Origin of the sequence: Halococcus sp. AFM35 (assembly GCF_051195015.1) — an archaeon.
Classification (GTDB): Archaea; Halobacteriota; Halobacteria; order Halobacteriales; family Halococcaceae; genus Halococcus.
On record NZ_JBNTJU010000025.1, the window covers coordinates 23857 to 42060 of the forward strand.

The window sequence follows — 18204 nt, forward strand, 5'->3', positions numbered from 1 at the left end:
TTTCGCTCTTGTGAAGGACATTGTTGGTGGGATAGCTATGGCTGAGAAAGCGTAGCGGGCAAGGGTGACGCGGGAGTGGTCAGCGTAACTTTTGGACATCTGGGAGAAACGTGTCGATCCAATCAACCGCGAAGCTCAGCCGGTGGCTCAAGCGGAGAAACGTCTCTGTGAGGAACTGTCGGAAATGGTCTTTATCCTCGTAGATCTCTGGTGAGATCTCTCGTTTGAGACTCTTCCACAGCGGTTCGATCGCGTTCAACGTCGGCGAATGCGGTGGGATGAAGACGAACTCGATGCCGAGTTCGTCGGCCCGTTGTTGGGTGAGCTTCGCGTGATGGGAACCGTAGTTGTCCGCTACGAACAAAATCCGGTCGGGCGGATTCTGCTCGCGGATCGTCTCCAAGGCTCACAGACGGTCTCTTTGATTATCCGTTCACCGAACGAGATCGTACTCTTCCCAGTCAGCGCATAGAAGCCGAACGAGCGCCACGGAGCCGTTACCAGCGGTTTCTCGATCGTCACCGTTTGGTCGTACGACCACATCCGCTGAGAGTTGTCAAACGGTTGTGGCCACGATTCATCGAAAGAACCCCAGCACGATGGGATCATCCTCCTGTTCCTCGGTATCTTTCTCGCCGAGCGCCTTGGCGAGGCGCTCGGCGAGGATCTCCTCTGCGTTGTCGGGGCTGCGCGGATCCATCGGACGTGGTTTGGCGTAGTGCATCCCGCTCGCGCGCAACTTCCGGCTGAGGTGAGCTGGATCGTACGTGACGCCGTATCGTTCTTCGATGAGTGCGTGGATCGCTCGCGGCGTCCAGGGCTGACCTTCTTTGAGGATGCCGCAGAGTTCGTCGAACTGTTCGGGAGAGGGCTTCGGCGGCCGACCGCCGAAGCTCGGTCGAAGACCTTCGACACCAGCTTCGTTCCACGCGTGTGCCCATCGATGCGTCGTGGATCGAGAGATCCCGACGCGATCGCCGGCTTCCTCGCGCGTGTCGCCTGCGTAGAGGTTCTTCACGTAGCAGGGTCGCCGGACGAGACGAGTCTCGTCCGCCTTTTGGGCATCTGCAATCGCTTGATCAAGCTCACCTCCCGAGAGGTGCTTCACTAACAGACCGTGGCGATTGGTCTTCATCGGTACAGAGAGACGTTCTAAGTGTTCAACTCTTTCGCAGACCACTCTTGGGACGCGAAACCCCTGGGGAGAGTCCACTGACTGTCCATTGCGTTTCTCCGTGAATCAGTGTGCTTACGAGGTGTTTGAGCGAATCAGCATTACGGCTGTCGGAGAATGCTGGTTCAAACGCCGCGAAGGCTTGATCGAACCACGGCGGAAAACGAGTAACGCCGAGCACAGGATGAAAACATTAGGACTGCACCGTGAATCGCTGTCTGATGTCATTACCTACTGCTCGCTGACCAGTCAGTGAGTGTAGGAAAGAGTTGCCAGGTCGAGGAGCGTGGGGAAGAGTTGCCAAGCCGAGAAATTGGGAGAGGTATGGTCCTTTCGATTCCTTTATCCCGCCCAGCTAAAAACTATCGAACGGATGTCTACTTGGTTGAAACGGCAGCGGTGGCTTCTCCCGATTTTCCTGCTAGCGTTCCTCGTCCAGTCTGACGCCCTGCAGCACTGGTTCGTCGCAAGCGACACGCTCCCGCTCATCGAGACCAGCCGGGTATCGAACCTGAACGAGTTCATCGGAATATTCACACAGCCGCTGATGAGTGGTTCTGATTTCGTCAACACGGCGCTTTTCTACCGGCCGGTCGCCACCCTCTCGTACGCGGTCGATTACGCGCTGTGGGGACTGAATCCGTTCGGCTATCACCTCACCAATGTGGTGCTGCATGCCATTACGGTCGTACTCGTTGCCGTTGCGATCACCAGCCTCACGGACCGCCCCGCAGTCGGGCGTCTAACGGCCGTCCTCTTCGCTCTCCATCCCGTTACGGTCGAAGTCGTTCCAGTCACCGCGCGGCGACAGGACATCCTTTGGACGATGTTTGCGCTCGGAACGGTGATACTCTTCGTCCAGTGGTATCGCGGCTTTGACCGCTGGGCGGATCGGAGCGGAAACCCATACCGCTTGCTCGGTGGAGCGCTCATCGCGTACGCGCTCGCGCTCGGTTCGAAGGAGACGGCGGTTGTTGTGATAGGGCTGGTCGCTGCATGGGTACTCCTCCAGAACGGTATCGACCGGCCACGTCGGACCCTTCGCACGCTCATCGCCACGGTCGGCCCGTTCGTCGTGGTCACGTTGCTGTATCTCGTGCTCCGCACCATCGCGTTGAACGGACTCGGAGGGTACAGTGTGAAGACTGATGGTATCTCGTTGCTTGATATTGCAAAAGTTCCCGTGTTCGCCGTCAAGTACGTCCTCTGGCTCACGTACCCCTTGCGCTTCGTCGAAAAAGCGACCAGAACGGTTTCGGGTGGGCTACCGCTGGTCATTCTGACTCCGTTCGTGCTACTGGTCGGTGGGGTCGCCGTGATGCGACTCGGCAAGCGCGGGTATTTCCGGCGGAAGCGGTTTCAGCGGCTGCGAATGGTCTCGCCGATTATGACCACTGTCGGGTTTGCGGCGATTCCACTCGTGCTGGTGCGAACGCCGCTCGGGCTGCCGTCTCTCCCGAGCATCCCGGAAATACTCAGCAGTTACGTGCTTGGTATGTTGTTCGTCGGTGCGTGTGTCGGCGCCATCAGTACGACGGTTTTCATGAGGGGTTCGCCGTTCGAGGAGGCGATACGCCGGCAGTTGCTGTTTTTCGGGTGCTGGGCCGTCTTGCCGCTCGTCGTGCTAACTGGGAGCGGGTTCGTCATGAGCCAGCCATGGGACTTCGGGTTCGGGATACGGAACGGATATTTCGCCGTCATTCCCACGATGGCGATCCTCTCGCTGGTATTACTGCCGACGTTGCAAAAAATACGACAACGGATTGCAACCGGAGTATCGGATGGTGACCGATTCGAGTGGCGTACCGTCATCAACACCGACGTGGCACGCACGGTCGGGATAGCCCTCTTGGTGATTCCACTGATTACTGCCTCACCTCTCCTGTATTCGAATTCCGGCTGGCAGGCGGTGGGTGAACTCAACGAGCACTCCCTTCAAGGGCTGAATGACGCCCTCGAAGACACACCGAACGAAACACCGATCTATATCGCGGATTTCCCGAGCGAGTTTGACGAGCAGCAGCGTCCCTACCCCCATGCACACTCGGTGACGCCGCTGCGACCGTACTCACTCGAAGCGTGGCTCGAACTCCATGGACGGTCCGCGAACACCCAAATCAGATTCGTTCGGAAACGAACCGTCACAGCAGTGCCGGACGACATCTCGTTTCGGACCGAAAACCGAAACCGATGGACAGCCGTGTGGACAACAATGAACGGTACCCGCACCGCCGACGGTCCGAACGAAACGTGAATCGTCACACTCGAACGATACGATGAGGGGATTGGCGTCGTTCATTCGGTAGATTGACGGTCGCGGATGGCCGGGACAACGTATGCGTACGCTTCGGGCGTCCTCGGCGCTCGCGTTCTTTCTCGGTGTTCTCGCCCATATCGAGTCGCTTGGATTCTGGTTCACGTCGTACGATTCGATTGCGCTCATCGAGACGAGTCGCATCGGTTCGTTTGGCGACCTCTGGTCCATTCTGACGAAGCCACTAATGTACGGGACGACGTACGTCGAAGCCGGCAAATTCTACCGGCCGTTTGTAAATATCACATACGCAGCCGAATACTGGATATGGGGACTGAATCCGTTCGGCTACCATCTCACCAATCTCCTGTTGCACGGTCTCGCTGCCGCGCTCGTCGTCGCCACTATCTACTCGCTCACCGAGTCCGCCTCCATTGGCGGACTCACCGGAGTCCTCTTTGCCATCCACCCGCTGTCGGTCGATACCGTTCCGGCGATTTCCAGACGGCAGGACATCCTCGTGGCGGTGTTCGGTCTGCTCATGCTCTGGCTGTTCGTCGAGTGGTTCCGTCGGGAGGACGCGCGACTGCGAGCGGGTGCGGTCGTGGCGTACGCGCTCGCGTTACTCTCGAAGGAGACCGCAATCGTGCTCGGACCGCTCGCGTTCCTCTGGCTGGTACTTCAACAACCCTCGCTTCGTCGTCTGCGGACGTACCGCCGTGGAATCACTGCCGTCCTCCCGCTCGCGGCCGTCGCGGTGGCGTACCTCGTGGTCCGCACTGTGGTGCTCGGCGGCATCGGCGGCTACACTCACGAACCCCCGCTGTCGCAAGTGCTTCGCTTTCCGTTCCAGTACGTCCTCGCACTCATCTACCAAGCGCACGTCTTCGCGGTTCTCCGCGACGTTTCGCTGTTCCTCCTCACTGTCGTCACTGTCGGCGTGTCGATACTGTACCTGCTGTTGTTCCGCCACGACCGTTCGGTGCACGACATTGGTCCCGTTTCCTTCCTGTTCGTCGCCATCGCCGTCGGTGGCTTCGGTGCACTCACGGCCATACTCGTGGTTCCGGGAGCCATTATGTCACTTAACCTACCAAACGTCCGTTCGGTCAGCTGGTACGTGGTCGGTGTCGTCTTCGCCGTCGCTGCCACAAGTGCCGTGGCCGCGGCCCTATCGTCGAAAGAAGCGGTTGATGCCGGCAGTCGTCGTCTGAGCGCCTTTTTCGTCGCGTGGCTGGCGATTCCACTGCCGTTGTTTTTCGTCGCGCGGCAGTTCGCCTTCCGGAGCGCGTATTTCTTCGTCGTTCCGTTTCTCGCACTACTTGCAACGTATCTCACGGCGGGTCTCTCGCGTTTCGATAGTCGGCGGGAGACGGGTCTGCCGCGAAGAAGTACCGATGCGGTGCTCGTGTTTGCCGTGGTCGTGTTGTTGGTTCCCTCTATAGCAGCATCGCCGCTGTTGTACACCGACTCGGGATGGGGCGAGAGTGGTGATATTACGAGACAGGCACTCACGCAGGTCAACCGCTCCGTGAGCGAGGCGGATGCGAACACGCGCGTGGTCGTCGTCGGCGTGCCGACCAAGATTCAACACAACCCGAAACGGCTCGGTCAGGCACGGAAAGTCACGATGCTTCAACCCCACTCGCTCCGCTCGTGGCTGGAGTTACAGGGCCACGAAAATCCGGTCGCAGTGGGGGAATTGCATCCCTTCGTTACTGCTCCGCAGAGCGTTTCGGTAACCACCGACCACGGGAACGGACGACTGGTCGTCCGCCTTCACTATGATTGATTGGTCAAAGATTAACTCCATCGGGCCAACACGGCAAATGATCCGGCGCTTGAATGGGTTTGTCGACGAAATGGTATCAGAGTCGAGATTGTGGAGCCCGATGAGTTGGGGTGATACCACGCCCGGTTCCGGCTGATTAAGCGACTAAAAAATCAACATATTACATGAAGGTCTTGAGTGAGAGTGAACAAACAGAACTCAGTACCTCGCAAAGCTGGTTAGTTGGAACATCTATTTGCTGATAGTGTGGTCATGAAACAGCGACAAACGACGAAATCCACGAAGATCAGTTGTTCAACTTCTTTGTAACACTCTTGATGTGGGGATTGATTTCAAGGATGTTGGCTTACTCTCAGCCAGTATCGAAGTTATAGGAGAATCTCATCATGGAGAGACATCTCGGCCAACGTACAGCCGCTTAACCACCGTCGACGATGAGGATATTGGTCTCCAGTACCTTGTTTTCGGCACTGCGGCCGAGATACTCGGCGGATTGAAGCGACCACGGCAACATGGACCTTCATAGGTGGGCGTTCGACCTCTTCACCACGATGCTCGACTACAAAGCCGAAGCCGAAGGCATCGAGGTCACGCAGAGGTCAGAACGGGACATTTTGAAGTCCCGTTCAGTCTGTGGCCGCGCTAACGACAGCCAGCGCGTCGAGAGGGGTTGTACGTTTCTGAGGAGTGCGATCTGGTCGCCAATGCCGACACGAACGGCACGGAGAACATCCGACAAAAGGTACTCCCAAAGAACCATAATATCTCAACTACGGTCGGGAAACCCCGTCGTTTACGACAGGAAGGATGTCATCTGTCTCACTTCAGTGGTACGCACAACGATATGAAAACCCATATGGACATCTTGCGACTGCACAGTATTAATGAATCGACGTATGGAACAACTCACTGAGCGCTTTCCCCTCGCTCGCGTCGAGTCGTGGTATCACATCCCTCTTCTGATGGGATTGATCGGATTTATGTTTTGGATTCGCGTGCGCAACTGGCGAAACTTCCTCATTGGCGGACAGGTATATTTCAGCGGCAATGACGCGTGGTATCACCTCCGGCAGGTACGCTACACTGTACGCCACTGGCCACAAACAATGCCGTTTGATCCGTGGACGAGCTTTCCGACCGGGACGAGCGTCGGTCAGTTCGGCACCCTGTACGACCAACTCGTCGCCACCGCCGCGCTCGTCGCCGGTCTCGGGACCCCCACAGACCAGACGACGGCACTCACCCTGCTGTTCGCGCCGGCCGTACTGGGAACGCTCGTCGCCATCCCCACCTACTTCCTCGGCAAGCGCTTCGGCGGCCGCTTCGGGGGTGTCGTTGGCGTCGCCATCCTCGCGCTCTCGCCGAGTACGTTCTTGAGTCGTTCGGTCGCGGGCTTTTCCGACCACCACACCGCCGAGGTGCTCTTCCAGGTGCTCGCGGTCGCGGCCATCGTCGTCGCGCTCGCGGTCGCCGAACGCGAAAAGCCGGTCTACGAGCAGTTCGTCGAGCGCGATTTCGACAACTTGCGCCGCCCGGTCGGTTGGGGGGTTCTCGCGGGTCTCGCCATCGTGCTCTACGTCTGGGTCTGGCCGCCCGGTCTCATGCTCGTCGGGATTTTCGGCGTGTTCTTGCTCGTCACCCTCCCTGTCGAACACCTCCGCGGGGAGAGTCCCGAACACGTCGCCATCGTGAGCGCGGTCGCGCTCGCGGTCGCCGGTCTCGGCTTTCTCGTCTCGTTCGATACGTTCGAAGTGAGCGTGACGAACTTCTCACTCCTGCATCCGGCGATGGCCTTCGCCGGCGCGCTCGGCTGCGTGTTCATGGCGTGGCTCGCCCGGCAACTCGAAGCGCGCGACCTCCCGGCGCTCGCCTATCCGGGCGCGATCTTCGGTCTCTTCGTGCTCGGCGCGCTCGTGATGGCACTCGCCCTGCCCGACCTCTTTTCCTTTTTCGTCGGCCAGTTGGAGCGCGTCGTCGGGTTCGGATCGAGCGCGACCTCGTTGACTGTGGGCGAGGCGATTCCACCGCGGAATCCGGGGCAGTTCCTCTTCGGTGCCTACGGGTTGGCGCTGGTGACGGCTCTCGCCGGCGCGGCGCTGATGCTCGTCCGTCTCGCACTCGGGCGGAGCGAGGAGCGCGCTGGCGCGCTGTTCGTCCTCGTCTGGACCGCGTTCATGCTCGCCGCGACACTCACCCAGTCGCGGTTCAACTACTATCTCGTCGTTCCCGTCGCCGTGCTGAACGCCTTCTTCGTCGGACAGGTACTGCGATACGTCGGTTCGACCGACGCGCGCTCCAGCCTCCGCAATCTCCAGGCGTATCAGGTGCTCACGGTGTTGGCAGTTGTGTTCCTCATCACTGCGCCGCTGGCCGCCGGCGGGGGCGCGAGTGCGACCGCGGCCGGCAATTACGCCGACCAGAGTTCCAGCCCTGGTTCGACCGTCGTCGGCTGGGACGGCAGTCTCGACTGGATGGCGAACAACACGCCCGCCGAAGGAACCTATGGTGGTCACGACAACGAGATGGAGTACTACGGCGAGTACGAGCGCTCCGACGACTTCGACTATCCCGACGGGGCCTACGGCGTGCTCTCGTGGTGGGACTACGGCCACTGGATAACGGTGCTCGGCGAGCGCATCCCGACCGCGAACCCCTTCCAGCAGAACGCCGGGGAGGCGGCGAACTTCTTGCTCGCGCCGAACGCCTCGCGCGCGAACGAGATCGCACGCACCACGGACGGCGAGGGCGTGCGCTACGTGATGATCGACTGGAAGATGGCCGACCCGGCGGGCGGGGCGCTCTTCAGCGCACCCTTCACGTGGTACAACGACGGCCCGCTGTCGATCTACGAGGACGTGACGCCGATCGCCACCCAGTCGGGTGGCCAACAGCCCACGACCTCGTTTCTGGCCTACGAGCAGCGCCACTACGAGACCATGCGCACGCGGCTGTACACCTATCACGGGAGCGCTGTCGAACCGGGACCCGTGGTGGTCGATTACGAGAGTCCACAACCGCTCGCGGACGGGACTCTCCAGAGCGCGTTCGCCCCGTCGGGCAACGAGAGCGCGGTCAAGCGCTTCGACAACATGTCCGCCGCCCGCCAGTTCGTCGAGCAGGACGGGACGGCCCAACTCGGCGGCGTCGGCAGCTACCCCCAAGAACGGGTGCCAGCACTTGAACACTATCGGCTGGTCCGTGCCAGTGAAGAGAACGCCATCGGCGGGGCGAGCGGTCCGGGACCGCTCTATCGGAGCGCGCTCCAACGTCTCCAAGCCACCGGACTGAACGCGACCGAACTGTTCGGAACGCCGACCAACTGGGTCAAGACGTTCGAGCGCGTCGATGGGGCGACCGTCGAGGGACAGGGACCGCCGAACTCAACCGTGGAAGCCACCGTCGAGATGCGGATGCTGACCACGAACGACACGACATTCAATTACACCCAGCAGGCCACGACGAACGCACAGGGCGAGTTCACGATGACGCTGCCGTACTCGACGACAGGCTACGACAACTGGGGCACCGAGCGGGGTGCGACGAACGTCTCGGTGCGGGCGACCGGCCCGTACACCTTCCGAACGCCGGTAACGGGTATGGACGAGAACGCCAGCCAATGGTCGGCGACCACCGATGTTTCGGAGGGAGCGGTCATCGGCCGGACCAATCAGAGCGTCACGGTTGACCTCCAGCGGGAGTCAGATTTACCGAGCGCTAACGCGACGAACGTGCGAGACTGAATACAGGCGAGTGATTATTTGACACGAGGAGAAGTTGAAATCAATCTCGTGAACCAACCTCAGCCGAAGAAACGTCTCGGTGAGAAACTCTCGGAAGTGATCTTCGTCCTCGTAGATCTTTGGTGAGATCTCTCGTTTGAGGCTCTTCCAGAGCGGTTCGATTGCGTTCAACGTCGGCGAATCCAGCGAGATGAAGACGAACTCGATGCCGAGTTCGTCGGCCCGTTCCTGGGTGAGCTTCGCGTGATGGGAACCGTAGTTGTCCGCTACGAACAAAATCCGGTCGGGCGGATTCTGCTCGCGGATCTTCTCCAAGGCTTCACAGACGGTCTCTTTGATGATTCGTTCACCGAACGAAATCGTACTCTTTCCGGTCAATGCATAGAAGCCGAACGAGCGCCACGGAGCCGTCACCAGCGGTTTCTCGATCGTCACCGTTCGGTCATACGACCACATCCGCTGAGAGTTGTCAAACGGTTGTGGCCACGATTCATCGAAAGAACCCTAATATGACGGGATCACCCTCCTCCTCATCGGTATCCTTCTCGCCGAGCACCTTGGCGAGGCGCTCGGCGAGGATCTCATCTGCGTTGTCGGGGGCTGCGAGGATCCATTGGACGTGGTTTGGGGTAGTGCATCCCGCTCGCGCGTAACTTCCGGCTCAAATGAGCTGGATCGTAGGAGACGCCATAGCGTTCTTCGATGAGTGTGTGGATCGCTCGTGGGGTCCAGGGTTGCCCTTCTTTGAGGTACTCACACAACTCGGCGAACTGCTCGTTCGAGAATTTCGGGGGCCGGCCGCCCCCGAAACTCGGTTGGAGTCCATCGATACCGGCGTCGTTCTAGGCGTGTGCCTAGCGGCTGCTGTTGGCCTGTGAGACGCCAACGCGTCTGGCGGCTTCTTCCAGTACATCGCCCGCATAGAGATTTTTCACGAAACAGAGGGGGCGGACGAGGCTCGGCTCGTCCGCCTTCTGGGCCTCGTTGATCACTGCATCAAGTTCGGCTTCAGAGAGGTGTTCAATCACGTCGAATCGGCGGCGTCCATTCATGAAGCCAGTAGGCGCTGTAAGTATCCATACTTTGCGCAGACCACTCGCCTCAGCGTGGTCTTCGAGAGCCGTCGATGGAAAAAGCGTAGTGAGCTGCTGTTCAATTCGACCCGAGGAGGGTTCTGGAGTCACACCAAACTCCTCCTCACTCCGTTCAGGAACCGACTTCGATTCCAGCCGTAGTCATGCTGTTTGTCTCTTAGTCCTACTTCCGCGGTTTAATCGGAACGAGTAGCACGATGTTCTTGGAAGGCGGTGCAGTCTATCGATTTTCATTGACGAGTTGGGAGAAATATCACTGGTTAGATATACTTTATCATGAAGCCAGCGTGGGAACCTACTACTGCTGAAACGGTACAGACGCTGCGGAGAGACCTCCTCCGTAACACGCGAAAACGACTCTCTGCTAAATCGTGGAAGTAGGACTAATCTAGAACGCATGGGTGACGAAGATAACGTTAACAATGATGGCAATAGCATGGGGGAGGTATGGGTGTAACTAAGCAGAGACCGCCGATATATCTATTATTAACCATTTCCGATATCGGTTCTGCTGGAGTAGTACTGTTATTACTTACCACTAAAATAGGACCGTTTCCGACGAGTGGTCCTACAGCTGTGCAGGCCGGTGTTTTCGTTTTCATTGTGGCTACAATTTTGACAGTTTTCTGGGGACATTCCGCTTCTTCTTCTGAACTTATCGTCAGTGTTTTCTACTCATATTTCGTCTTCTCTGTACTTACCGGACTAGTGTTTTTATCATTTTATACATATTGACATAATTGCGAACTCAGTACTCAACTATAGGGATCAGCGTAGCGTGTCATAGAACTCTTCACACGCCTTAGCAACAGTCCGAAAACTGTTGTTTGAGAAGCAGCCAGTATTGTCGCTATTCAAAGCTAGCGGTAGCAGGCCTCTCAACCGGCTCCTGAAAACCATGCCAACCGTTCTATGACACCCTGATCAGCGGTCTAGTTCATATCTTCGCAGCGCGTAGAGACGAGTGTGGCCGGATGGGGAAAGAAACTGACTGGCGTCGACGAGGAGCAGTTGCGTCAGCAACTGCGCACGAAAACTGATCTGAAGGCAATCAGGCGCTGACCGCTGCGGTGCTCTACGCTGACGGCTCTTCTCCATATGAGATTGAGCGTCTTCTTGGATTCCCCGCCTAGACTGTCTACGACTGGCTCGACACCGTCGCCGAGTGCGAGGGTGTCGCGCTCGGCAACCGCCCTCGTGTCGGCATCACTTTCGTCTCACCGACGATCAGTGGGACGAGCTGACAGCGACACGAGGGCGGTTGCCGTCGGAAGCAGGTATCGACGCATCAGCCTGGAGACTGCCACTCGTCCGCGACTACATCGTCGAGATCTTCGACGTTGAGTACTCTTCAGCGCACATGTATCGTGTAATGAAAAAGACCGGGCTGTCAGTTTAGACAGCCCGGCCGGTCCACTACGTGGCCGACGCTGAAAGCGGATGGCTCCACAATCGTTGCCATCGATCGGCACTCCGAGGCGGTGGCAACCGAGCAAAAGCCCGACTGGTTCCCGGTGAACTCACGCCCGAGACCGGGAGTCTTGGGCGTTCGTGACAAGACGAACATGCTGAGAGCAGTCACTGACGATGGCGAGCGCTTCATCGCTCTCACGCTGAACCAGTTCAATGCCGAGGTTGCAAAACACTTCCTGGAGCGGTCCAGCACGAGTTCGGCAAGAGGCTCACGATTGTCTTGGACAACGCGAGCTACTTCATCGCGAAGACACTGAAGAAGCAGGCCGCCGCAGACGGCCTGCTTCCGAAGTTCCTGCCGTCACATTCCCCGGAATTGAACCCACTCGAAAGTTGCTGGCGTCAGTTCAGAGATGGTCGAGCCAACCGGTTGTTTCTGACGCTCGATGACGTCAAAGAATACCTCTCGACAGCTCTGCCAGAACTCAACTCACCGCAAATCTATGAGTATCTCTGCTAACCCCTATACTAAAAATGCGGTATGGTGTCGGGATAGGGATTCTGGATCAGGTGGAGCAAGTGTATTTCGCCATCACCCGGGTATCTCTGGTTATCGGTGTTGCAGTCGGCGGCGCTCACGGTGCCGTCCCGTTGACCGCAGCGGTGCGGGTTCGCTCGGAACAGTAGTATTTGCTTCGCCGGAGGCGGGCGAACTGCCGGCGACGAGGTACAGGTCGAACTCGCCGTTGGTCTGGATGCGACTCACCCCGGGTTGGTTGTCGAGTGCACTGATGTTTTCGCGGCTGTAGCGCAAGCTGCGGTACACCTCTACCTCGCGCTCGCGGGCGGCCTCAGTCACCGCCAGATACCGGTCGTTCGACGTCCGGCCCGCGAGCGCGCTCAAGTTCTCGCCTGGAATCCCACGACCTCCCTGCGCGATAGGCGTCCCCTCCACGCCGAAGATGCCGTGTTTGTACCGCCACGGTCCGTCGCGTAGTCCATATACCGGGACCTCGCTCTCGCCGTGCTCGAAGGCGAACGCATAGCCCGACATCTGGGTCTCGGTTACTTGGTCGTTCGGGAGGAAGACGTACGGCGAGGGGAAGACGACCACGACCGAGAGCGCGAGCATCACGACGATGACGACCGAGAGCAGCGCCCGGACGCCGCCGACCGGAACGATCTCCGAGAGGCCCGAGACGTAGCGATAGAGCGCAATCGAGCCGAGAATCGTCGAAAACAGCATGATGAGACCGGCGTTGCGGAAGAACAGTTCGGAGACGCTGCCGATGTAGAAGACTAGCGAGTACGGAATCAGTACTACTAATCCGACGGTGAAGTACTTGACCAGCGCCCGCGTGTCCGGGGCGTCGCGCAGTCGGCCGAAGATGCTCGTGAGCATCAACAATCCGGCGAGGGCCGCGATCACGAGGCTCACGCCGAACAGTTTGAGGAACAGTTCGACGATGGAGCCGCCGACGGCCGCAAGCGACGCGCCCTGACTGGCCGTCGAGGTCCCGAGGCTCGCTCCCCCAGTGAGAAAACTCAACAGTTCGCGGACCACGGCACTGACCGAATTCTCGTAGCGGCCCCGGCCGACCGACCAGAGCATGAACGAGCCGATGAGGAATACGGTCGGCCCGTACATCGTCTGGTGGTCGGCGATGGCGCTGTCGGGCCACACCGACCGATAGAGAAACTGTACGCCCGACAGCGAGATGAACAGGATGATGAGGTTTGCGGCCTGCTGTGGGTGAAAGAGCACGAGAGCACCGAGCGAGAGCGCAAACACTGCACCCATCGCCGAAATCGGCAGGCGCGACTCGAAGACGTCCGACGAATTCGTCACGTAGTTGATGAGCAGATAGACGATGACCGGCGTGATGAGGATGGAATCGGAGATCGGGTGTGGCGTCATATAATTTACCCCGAGGTGGTTTATTGGCAATAGGAGGAGACCGAGAAGTCCACCCAGAAGCATTGCACCTCGGTGGGAGGTCATCGAGCGGACACACAGCGGGATGAAGACGAGATAGGCGATCACGTAGGCGAACACGATGAGCAATAGCGCGCGCGGAATCGTCGTGCCGGCGACCCCGCGAACGAACAGCGCCGAGGTGTGAACGCCGGGATAGAACAGGCCGAACGCGCTCAACGACCCATCGAGGAGGTCCCGGGTCCAGCCAAGGTGTGTTAGCCCGTCGCCAGAGCCATAGTAGAAGTAACTCCGCAACAGCGGCAGCCCCGCGACCGCAGCTATCGCGCCGCCGCCGAGCGTCAATCCGGCGAGGCTGACGTAGCCCTCCGGCGCATACAACGTGACGAAGACCGCAATCAACAGCGCAGCCGCGATGCCGAGCCAGAACCCGAGCGGGGTCGCAGTATAGATATCTATCTCGTAGCTGGCAGCGGGTTCCCCGTAGGCGAACAACACGCCGCCGGCGAGGGCGAGATAGCCGACGACGAGCGCGAGTTTCTGTGCGCGGTTGTTCGGTGTGGTCGTCGTGAGCAGACTCATCGTGTCAATTTATGACGCCCCGTGGCGTCTTCCAATGTATTCCCATTCTCGGAGTGCCGTCTTAAACGCATACCGCTCTCGATTGCACCTGTGCTGTCGGGTAAAGATTTCGTCGGTCATCCATCGACGGTCACACATGAACCGTCGACTTCTCGGTTCACATCGACTGTACGTACCGGCAAGGAAAATATGATGAGGAGGGGGTGGCGCGTCACGGCTACGCCGCCGACGTGCCGTCATCGACACACCACGTCAGGTTCGGAAATATTACAGCTGTCACTTCGGGGCACTGTTAACTTAGACCGGCAGCTTCGGCCGGCGGTTGGTTGTCAAGAGCTTGGTGACTCCGGAGGTGATTGTAGTAATAGGCGTAGGCAGTCAGCCAGCGCTCGGCGCTTGGCTGACTGCCGTTCCAAGTTTCGTGAAACCGTCCGATCCGCATCGTGAACGTCTGAAACAGCTTCTCGACGATATTGCGGTCAGAATAGTCAAGGTGACCGCCTAGATCGGTCTTTGCGAGGGCGGTGAGATAGCCCATCCCGTCGACGAGAAACTCCGCGTCGGAGACGCGGTGTTTCTCTTTCAGTTCGCGGAGAAACGACGTTGCTGGGTCGGTTCCACGATGTTCAGAAAGTCGTGCGTGGAGCACGACTTTCGAATCGATATCGATCGCCGCATATAGCCACATTTCGCGTTCTTCGGCCAGCTGAACTTGTTTTTCGTCAACCGCAACACGATCAGGTTCGGCGGTGAACGTTTGCTCGTGAGACTCGGCGAACGACTGGCACCAGTTGCGGATAGCGGGGCGGCTGCGATCGACGCCGAACCAGCCGAGCATGTCGCGAATTTCGGCGAGTGAGGCGGCTGAGGCATGCAACGCGCACGCCAGCCGGATTAGGCCGGCTGGCGTGCGCTCCCCATCCAAAAACGATACACTGTTGGCGTCCTCATCTGCCAACTGGAGTTCCTCTATCATGGGCCTATCATGTACAGAGGAACTCCACCTACTTCAGCCGACTAAGTTAACAGTGCCTACATGACTGATTTATCTAGTCGAGATCAGATGGATCGAACCGTGTCGCACGCACCCATCCTTTGACGAGTTCGTTCACGTTGTAGAAGATGATACCGATGGTGAGCAGCGTCGTAATGAGAGAGATAATAAACCCCAACGGCCCGCCGATTGTCACTCCGAGCAGTCCTCCAGTGATTCCGACGACGGTGAGTTCGATCCACGTCACGAGCACCCGCGAAAGCAGCCTCGGTTCGGCTTGCCCGTCGAGTACCGGATTGGCAGTTGAGCCGTCGTGTCGAGTACCGTTACCGTTGTCGATCGATCGTTCATCACGACCCATTAGTACGACTCACCGGTCTCGATTGGGCCACTGAACACCGAATAGAGCACGCCGAAGTAGCCGAATATCAGCGGTAACAGGAGCGCAGCGCCGATCGACATGACGTTAAGCGGAAGCAGCGAGACGATGGCCGCCTCAACGGTGAGACCGCTCACCCTGTCGATGACGGGATACATCAGTCCGGCAACGATCCCCACAAGCGCGAAGACGAGTCCTGCCGCCGTCGCGAACGCGAGGTAGTGGCAGTCGCGGGCGGTTGCCGCCGCGTAGCCGCCGGCGAGGACGAGCGTCGCCACCACCAGTCCGGTGACGAGCGGCGAGAGCAGCCCCGACCGCAGCACAGGCGTTGTCGCGTAGAGATAGCCAAGCGCAATCACGACGAGGACGAGATACGCAGCGAGAGCGCGGTAGCCGTCCGTTCGAAGCTCCTCGCGCAGGTCACCGCGCGTTTTCAGCCGCAGGAAGGCAACGCCATCGACGACAGTGAGTGCGGCGAGGGCAAGCCCGACGACGATTCCCGGAGGCGTGACGAGCGTCGTCGCGCCGAGCAGCCAGTTCGCCGTGAACAGACCGAGCAAAAACGGCGTCGTGAGGCTCCCGACGACGAACGCCCGTCCCCACCACACCTTCCACGTCGCGTCCTCACGTTGTTCGTACATCTCGGGAGCGAGCCCACGCAGCCCGAGCGCCGCGAGGATGGCGAACATCAGCAGGTAGTGCCGGCTGAACAGGTTCGCATAGACCGACGGGAACGCCGCAAACATCGCGCCACCGAAGACCACCAGCCAGACCTCGTTGCCGTCCCAGAACGGTCCGATAGCGCTCAACAGCTGTTCTTTTTCGTCCACATCGTCGCGGGTCGCAAACAGGATGCCGACACCGAAATCGAACCCGTCGAGAAAGAGAAACATCCCGAAGATGAAAAAGACGAGACCGAACCACAGCTCCGCGAGCGGCAGCCCGAACAGCGGTTCGCTCGCAAGCGACGCAGGCTCAGTCATCGACGCTCACCGCCGTGCTCGGGGAAGGCTGATCGACCGCATCGAGCTCGTCCCATGCTGGCGGACCAGCTCTAACGAGATGGACGACGACGTAGGTGTACAGCACCAACAGCAGAACATACCCGGTGGCGAAGCCGACCAGCGTGAACGTCGCCTCGGTACCCGTCAGACCCGGCGAGACGCTCTCGCTGGTCTTCATCACCCCTTGGATGACCCACGGCTGGCGACCAACCTCGGTGACGATCCAGCCAACCTCGACCGCGAGGAAGCCGAGCAGCGACGAGGCCATCAGCGCCTTGTGAAGCAGGTCGTCTTCGAGGAGTTCGCCGCGCCACCAGCGGTACGCGCCCCAGAACGCTAGTAGGATGAACCAGAAGCCGAGCGCGACCATGATGCGGAACGCCCAGAAGACGATTGCAACAGGCGGCGCTTGCGTCGAGAACGATTCCAGCCCGCGTATCGTCGCCTGTGCGTCCCCGCCGCTGGCGAGCCACGATGTCATGCCGGGGATACCGATACCGACCAGCTCCTTTGTCCGAGGATCAAGCAACTGATCAAAATCCGTCGGAACGGCAACGATGTACTCGGGGACGTACGATTCGGTCTCCCAGACCGCCTCCATCGCGGCGAATTTCTGAGGTTGGGTCTCGGCGACGTGGCGGCCGTAGGCATCGCCCTGAATCGCCTGCAGCGGGGCTGTGACGAGCAACACGACGAGCGCGATCTTGAGCGTCTTCTCCCAGAACTCGGGGTGTTGAATGCGATTGCCCCACACGTGATGGCGGAAGACGTAGTAGGCTGCGACACCCGCCATAAACAGCGCGACGGACTCGACGGCGGCGTTTTGCATGTGGACGAACATCCACGGGAAGCGCGGGTTGAGGTAGGCTGCAATTGGATCAGTGAGATGCACGACACGCTGACCGTTCTCCATGACCATCTCGAACCCGCGCGGCGTCTGCATCCACGAGTTGGCGATCAGAATCCACGTCGCCGACAGCCATGTGCCGAGACCGACCGCAACGCTCGACAGGAAGTAGACCCAGTCCGAGACACGCTCGCGGCCGAAGACGAACACGCCGAGGAAGGTGGCTTCGAGCATGAACGCCATCATGCCTTCGAGTGCGAGCGGGCCGCCGAACAGTTCGCCGGCGACCGTCGAGAAGGCCGCAAAGTTGGTGCCGAACTCGAATTCGAGGACGAGTCCCGTGACCGTGCCGACGGCGAAGCTCACGGCGAAGATCTTCGTCCAGAACCGCCGGAGCTGCTCGTAGATGGCTTCGCCCGAGCGCACCTCCTTCCACGTGAAGTAGACGAGAAACGGCGCAAGCCCCATGCTCATCACGGGGAAGATGATGTGGACGATGGTGGTGAGCGCGAACTGCAACCGGCTGGCGATGACTGGGTCAACCATCGAGGTTCACCTGCCGTGGTAGATGATCAGTACCAGTGGTTCCCAGAGGCAAACCACCTAGCCTCTGCTTACTGAGAGACCATATTCTTCGGAAGTCAGTCCCCGAGTTCTCCTGAGTTCCATAGTTAGTCCAGAGATTTCTCATGGGTGGCAATTAGCACTGATATAGGGTCAACTATCGGTGAATTCCCACTCAGTGGGAAACAGCGCAATACCTGTGTCGGATCCCCCCCCCCTCTATCTCTGGAGTCAAGATTTTTCTCGTTGCGGTAGCACGATTCGTCTCTTACGAAGAAACTAAGTATCCCCAATCAACTCAATTGTCGAATCGGACGGCCTATTCCCTCCACGAATCATGATCCGACGATGGGGCTGTTGCGTTTCGACTATTTAAAACCGGCGTGAGCCGGTAGTGACGACCTGATGTCTGTGGTTTCCAAGTCAGCAGG

At 59.1% G+C, this 18204-nt stretch carries 13 protein-coding genes and 4 pseudogenes; 7 read left to right on the forward strand and 10 right to left on the reverse strand.

Annotated elements, in window-relative coordinates; translation table 11 throughout:
- Window positions 1-79: 79 nt before the first annotated feature.
- Together ACQUQO_RS14815 and ACQUQO_RS14820 are read right to left on the reverse strand one after the other, a co-directional pair.
- Window positions 80-403: a transposase gene (locus ACQUQO_RS14815; protein ID WP_435078928.1), complete on the reverse strand. Its 324-nt coding sequence runs from the start codon at window positions 401-403 to the stop codon at window positions 80-82.
- 174 nt (window positions 404-577) lie between these two features.
- Complete coding sequence (locus ACQUQO_RS14820; RefSeq protein WP_435078930.1) at window positions 578-1135, reverse strand: IS630 family transposase; 558 nt, start codon at window positions 1133-1135, stop codon at window positions 578-580.
- A gap of 412 nt (window positions 1136-1547) precedes the next feature.
- Here ACQUQO_RS14820 and ACQUQO_RS14825 point away from each other — a divergent pair, with 412 nt between their 5' ends.
- The 4 genes and pseudogenes from ACQUQO_RS14825 (at window position 1548) to ACQUQO_RS14840 (ending at window position 8960) form a co-directional block, all read left to right on the forward strand.
- On the forward strand, window positions 1548-3428 hold the full coding sequence (locus ACQUQO_RS14825) for a phospholipid carrier-dependent glycosyltransferase (RefSeq protein ID WP_435078931.1): 1881 nt from the start codon (window positions 1548-1550) through the stop codon (window positions 3426-3428).
- An 82-nt stretch (window positions 3429-3510) separates the two neighbouring features.
- The gene (locus tag ACQUQO_RS14830; protein WP_435078933.1) at window positions 3511-5220 is read left to right on the forward strand and encodes a glycosyltransferase family 39 protein; all 1710 of its coding nucleotides are present in this window, start codon (window positions 3511-3513) and stop codon (window positions 5218-5220) included.
- Between the two features lie 500 nt (window positions 5221-5720).
- A pseudogene (locus tag ACQUQO_RS14835) lies at window positions 5721-5971 on the forward strand (zinc ribbon domain-containing protein); the annotation flags it as partial.
- 145 nt (window positions 5972-6116) lie between these two features.
- Entirely contained in the window at window positions 6117-8960 is a 2844-nt protein-coding gene (locus tag ACQUQO_RS14840) for an oligosaccharyl transferase, archaeosortase A system-associated (protein WP_435078935.1), read from the forward strand.
- Here ACQUQO_RS14840 and ACQUQO_RS14845 read toward each other — a convergent pair.
- The 3 genes and pseudogenes from ACQUQO_RS14845 to ACQUQO_RS14855 all read right to left on the reverse strand — a co-directional run.
- Window positions 8925-9449: pseudogene (locus ACQUQO_RS14845) on the reverse strand (transposase); the annotation flags it as partial. The gene ACQUQO_RS14840 and the pseudogene ACQUQO_RS14845 sit on opposite strands and share 36 nt — an antisense overlap.
- 92 nt (window positions 9450-9541) lie before the next feature.
- Window positions 9542-9790: a helix-turn-helix domain-containing protein gene (locus ACQUQO_RS14850; RefSeq protein WP_435078951.1), complete on the reverse strand. Its 249-nt coding sequence runs from the start codon at window positions 9788-9790 to the stop codon at window positions 9542-9544.
- Window positions 9791-9814: 24 nt separating this feature from the next.
- Complete coding sequence (locus ACQUQO_RS14855) at window positions 9815-10012, reverse strand: hypothetical protein (RefSeq protein WP_435078952.1); 198 nt, start codon at window positions 10010-10012, stop codon at window positions 9815-9817.
- A gap of 1207 nt (window positions 10013-11219) precedes the next feature.
- Here ACQUQO_RS14855 and ACQUQO_RS14860 point away from each other — a divergent pair.
- Window positions 11220-11453, forward strand: coding sequence for a winged helix-turn-helix domain-containing protein (locus tag ACQUQO_RS14860; protein WP_435078937.1), 234 nt, complete (start codon window positions 11220-11222; stop codon window positions 11451-11453).
- A 276-nt stretch (window positions 11454-11729) separates the two neighbouring features.
- Window positions 11730-11987, forward strand: a pseudogene (locus ACQUQO_RS14865) (transposase); the annotation flags it as partial.
- A gap of 90 nt (window positions 11988-12077) precedes the next feature.
- Here the strand turns inward: ACQUQO_RS14865 and ACQUQO_RS14870 are convergent.
- Window positions 12078-13985 carry a hypothetical protein gene (locus ACQUQO_RS14870; RefSeq protein WP_435078938.1) on the reverse strand — a complete coding sequence of 636 codons (1908 nt, stop codon included), beginning with the start codon at window positions 13983-13985 and terminating at the stop codon, window positions 12078-12080.
- Window positions 13986-14125: 140 nt separating this feature from the next.
- Between ACQUQO_RS14870 and ACQUQO_RS14875 the strand changes: the two are divergent.
- A pseudogene (locus tag ACQUQO_RS14875) lies at window positions 14126-14271 on the forward strand (ISH3 family transposase); the annotation flags it as partial.
- Between the two features lie 6 nt (window positions 14272-14277).
- Here the strand turns inward: ACQUQO_RS14875 and ACQUQO_RS14880 are convergent.
- The 4 genes from ACQUQO_RS14880 to ACQUQO_RS14895 form a co-directional block, all read right to left on the reverse strand.
- On the reverse strand, window positions 14278-14961 hold the full coding sequence (locus ACQUQO_RS14880; protein ID WP_435078940.1) for an IS6 family transposase: 684 nt from the start codon (window positions 14959-14961) through the stop codon (window positions 14278-14280).
- A gap of 73 nt (window positions 14962-15034) precedes the next feature.
- Window positions 15035-15340 (reverse strand): hypothetical protein, encoded by a 306-nt coding sequence (locus ACQUQO_RS14885; protein WP_435078941.1) that lies wholly within the window; start codon window positions 15338-15340, stop codon window positions 15035-15037.
- Window positions 15340-16341, reverse strand: coding sequence for a cytochrome d ubiquinol oxidase subunit II (cydB, locus tag ACQUQO_RS14890; protein ID WP_435078943.1), 1002 nt, complete (start codon window positions 16339-16341; stop codon window positions 15340-15342). The genes ACQUQO_RS14885 and cydB overlap by 1 nt, the downstream gene beginning before the upstream one ends.
- On the reverse strand, window positions 16334-17755 hold the full coding sequence (locus ACQUQO_RS14895; RefSeq protein ID WP_435078945.1) for a cytochrome ubiquinol oxidase subunit I: 1422 nt from the start codon (window positions 17753-17755) through the stop codon (window positions 16334-16336). Before ACQUQO_RS14895 ends, cydB begins: the two co-directional genes overlap by 8 nt.
- Between the last annotated feature and the right edge of the window lie 449 nt (window positions 17756-18204).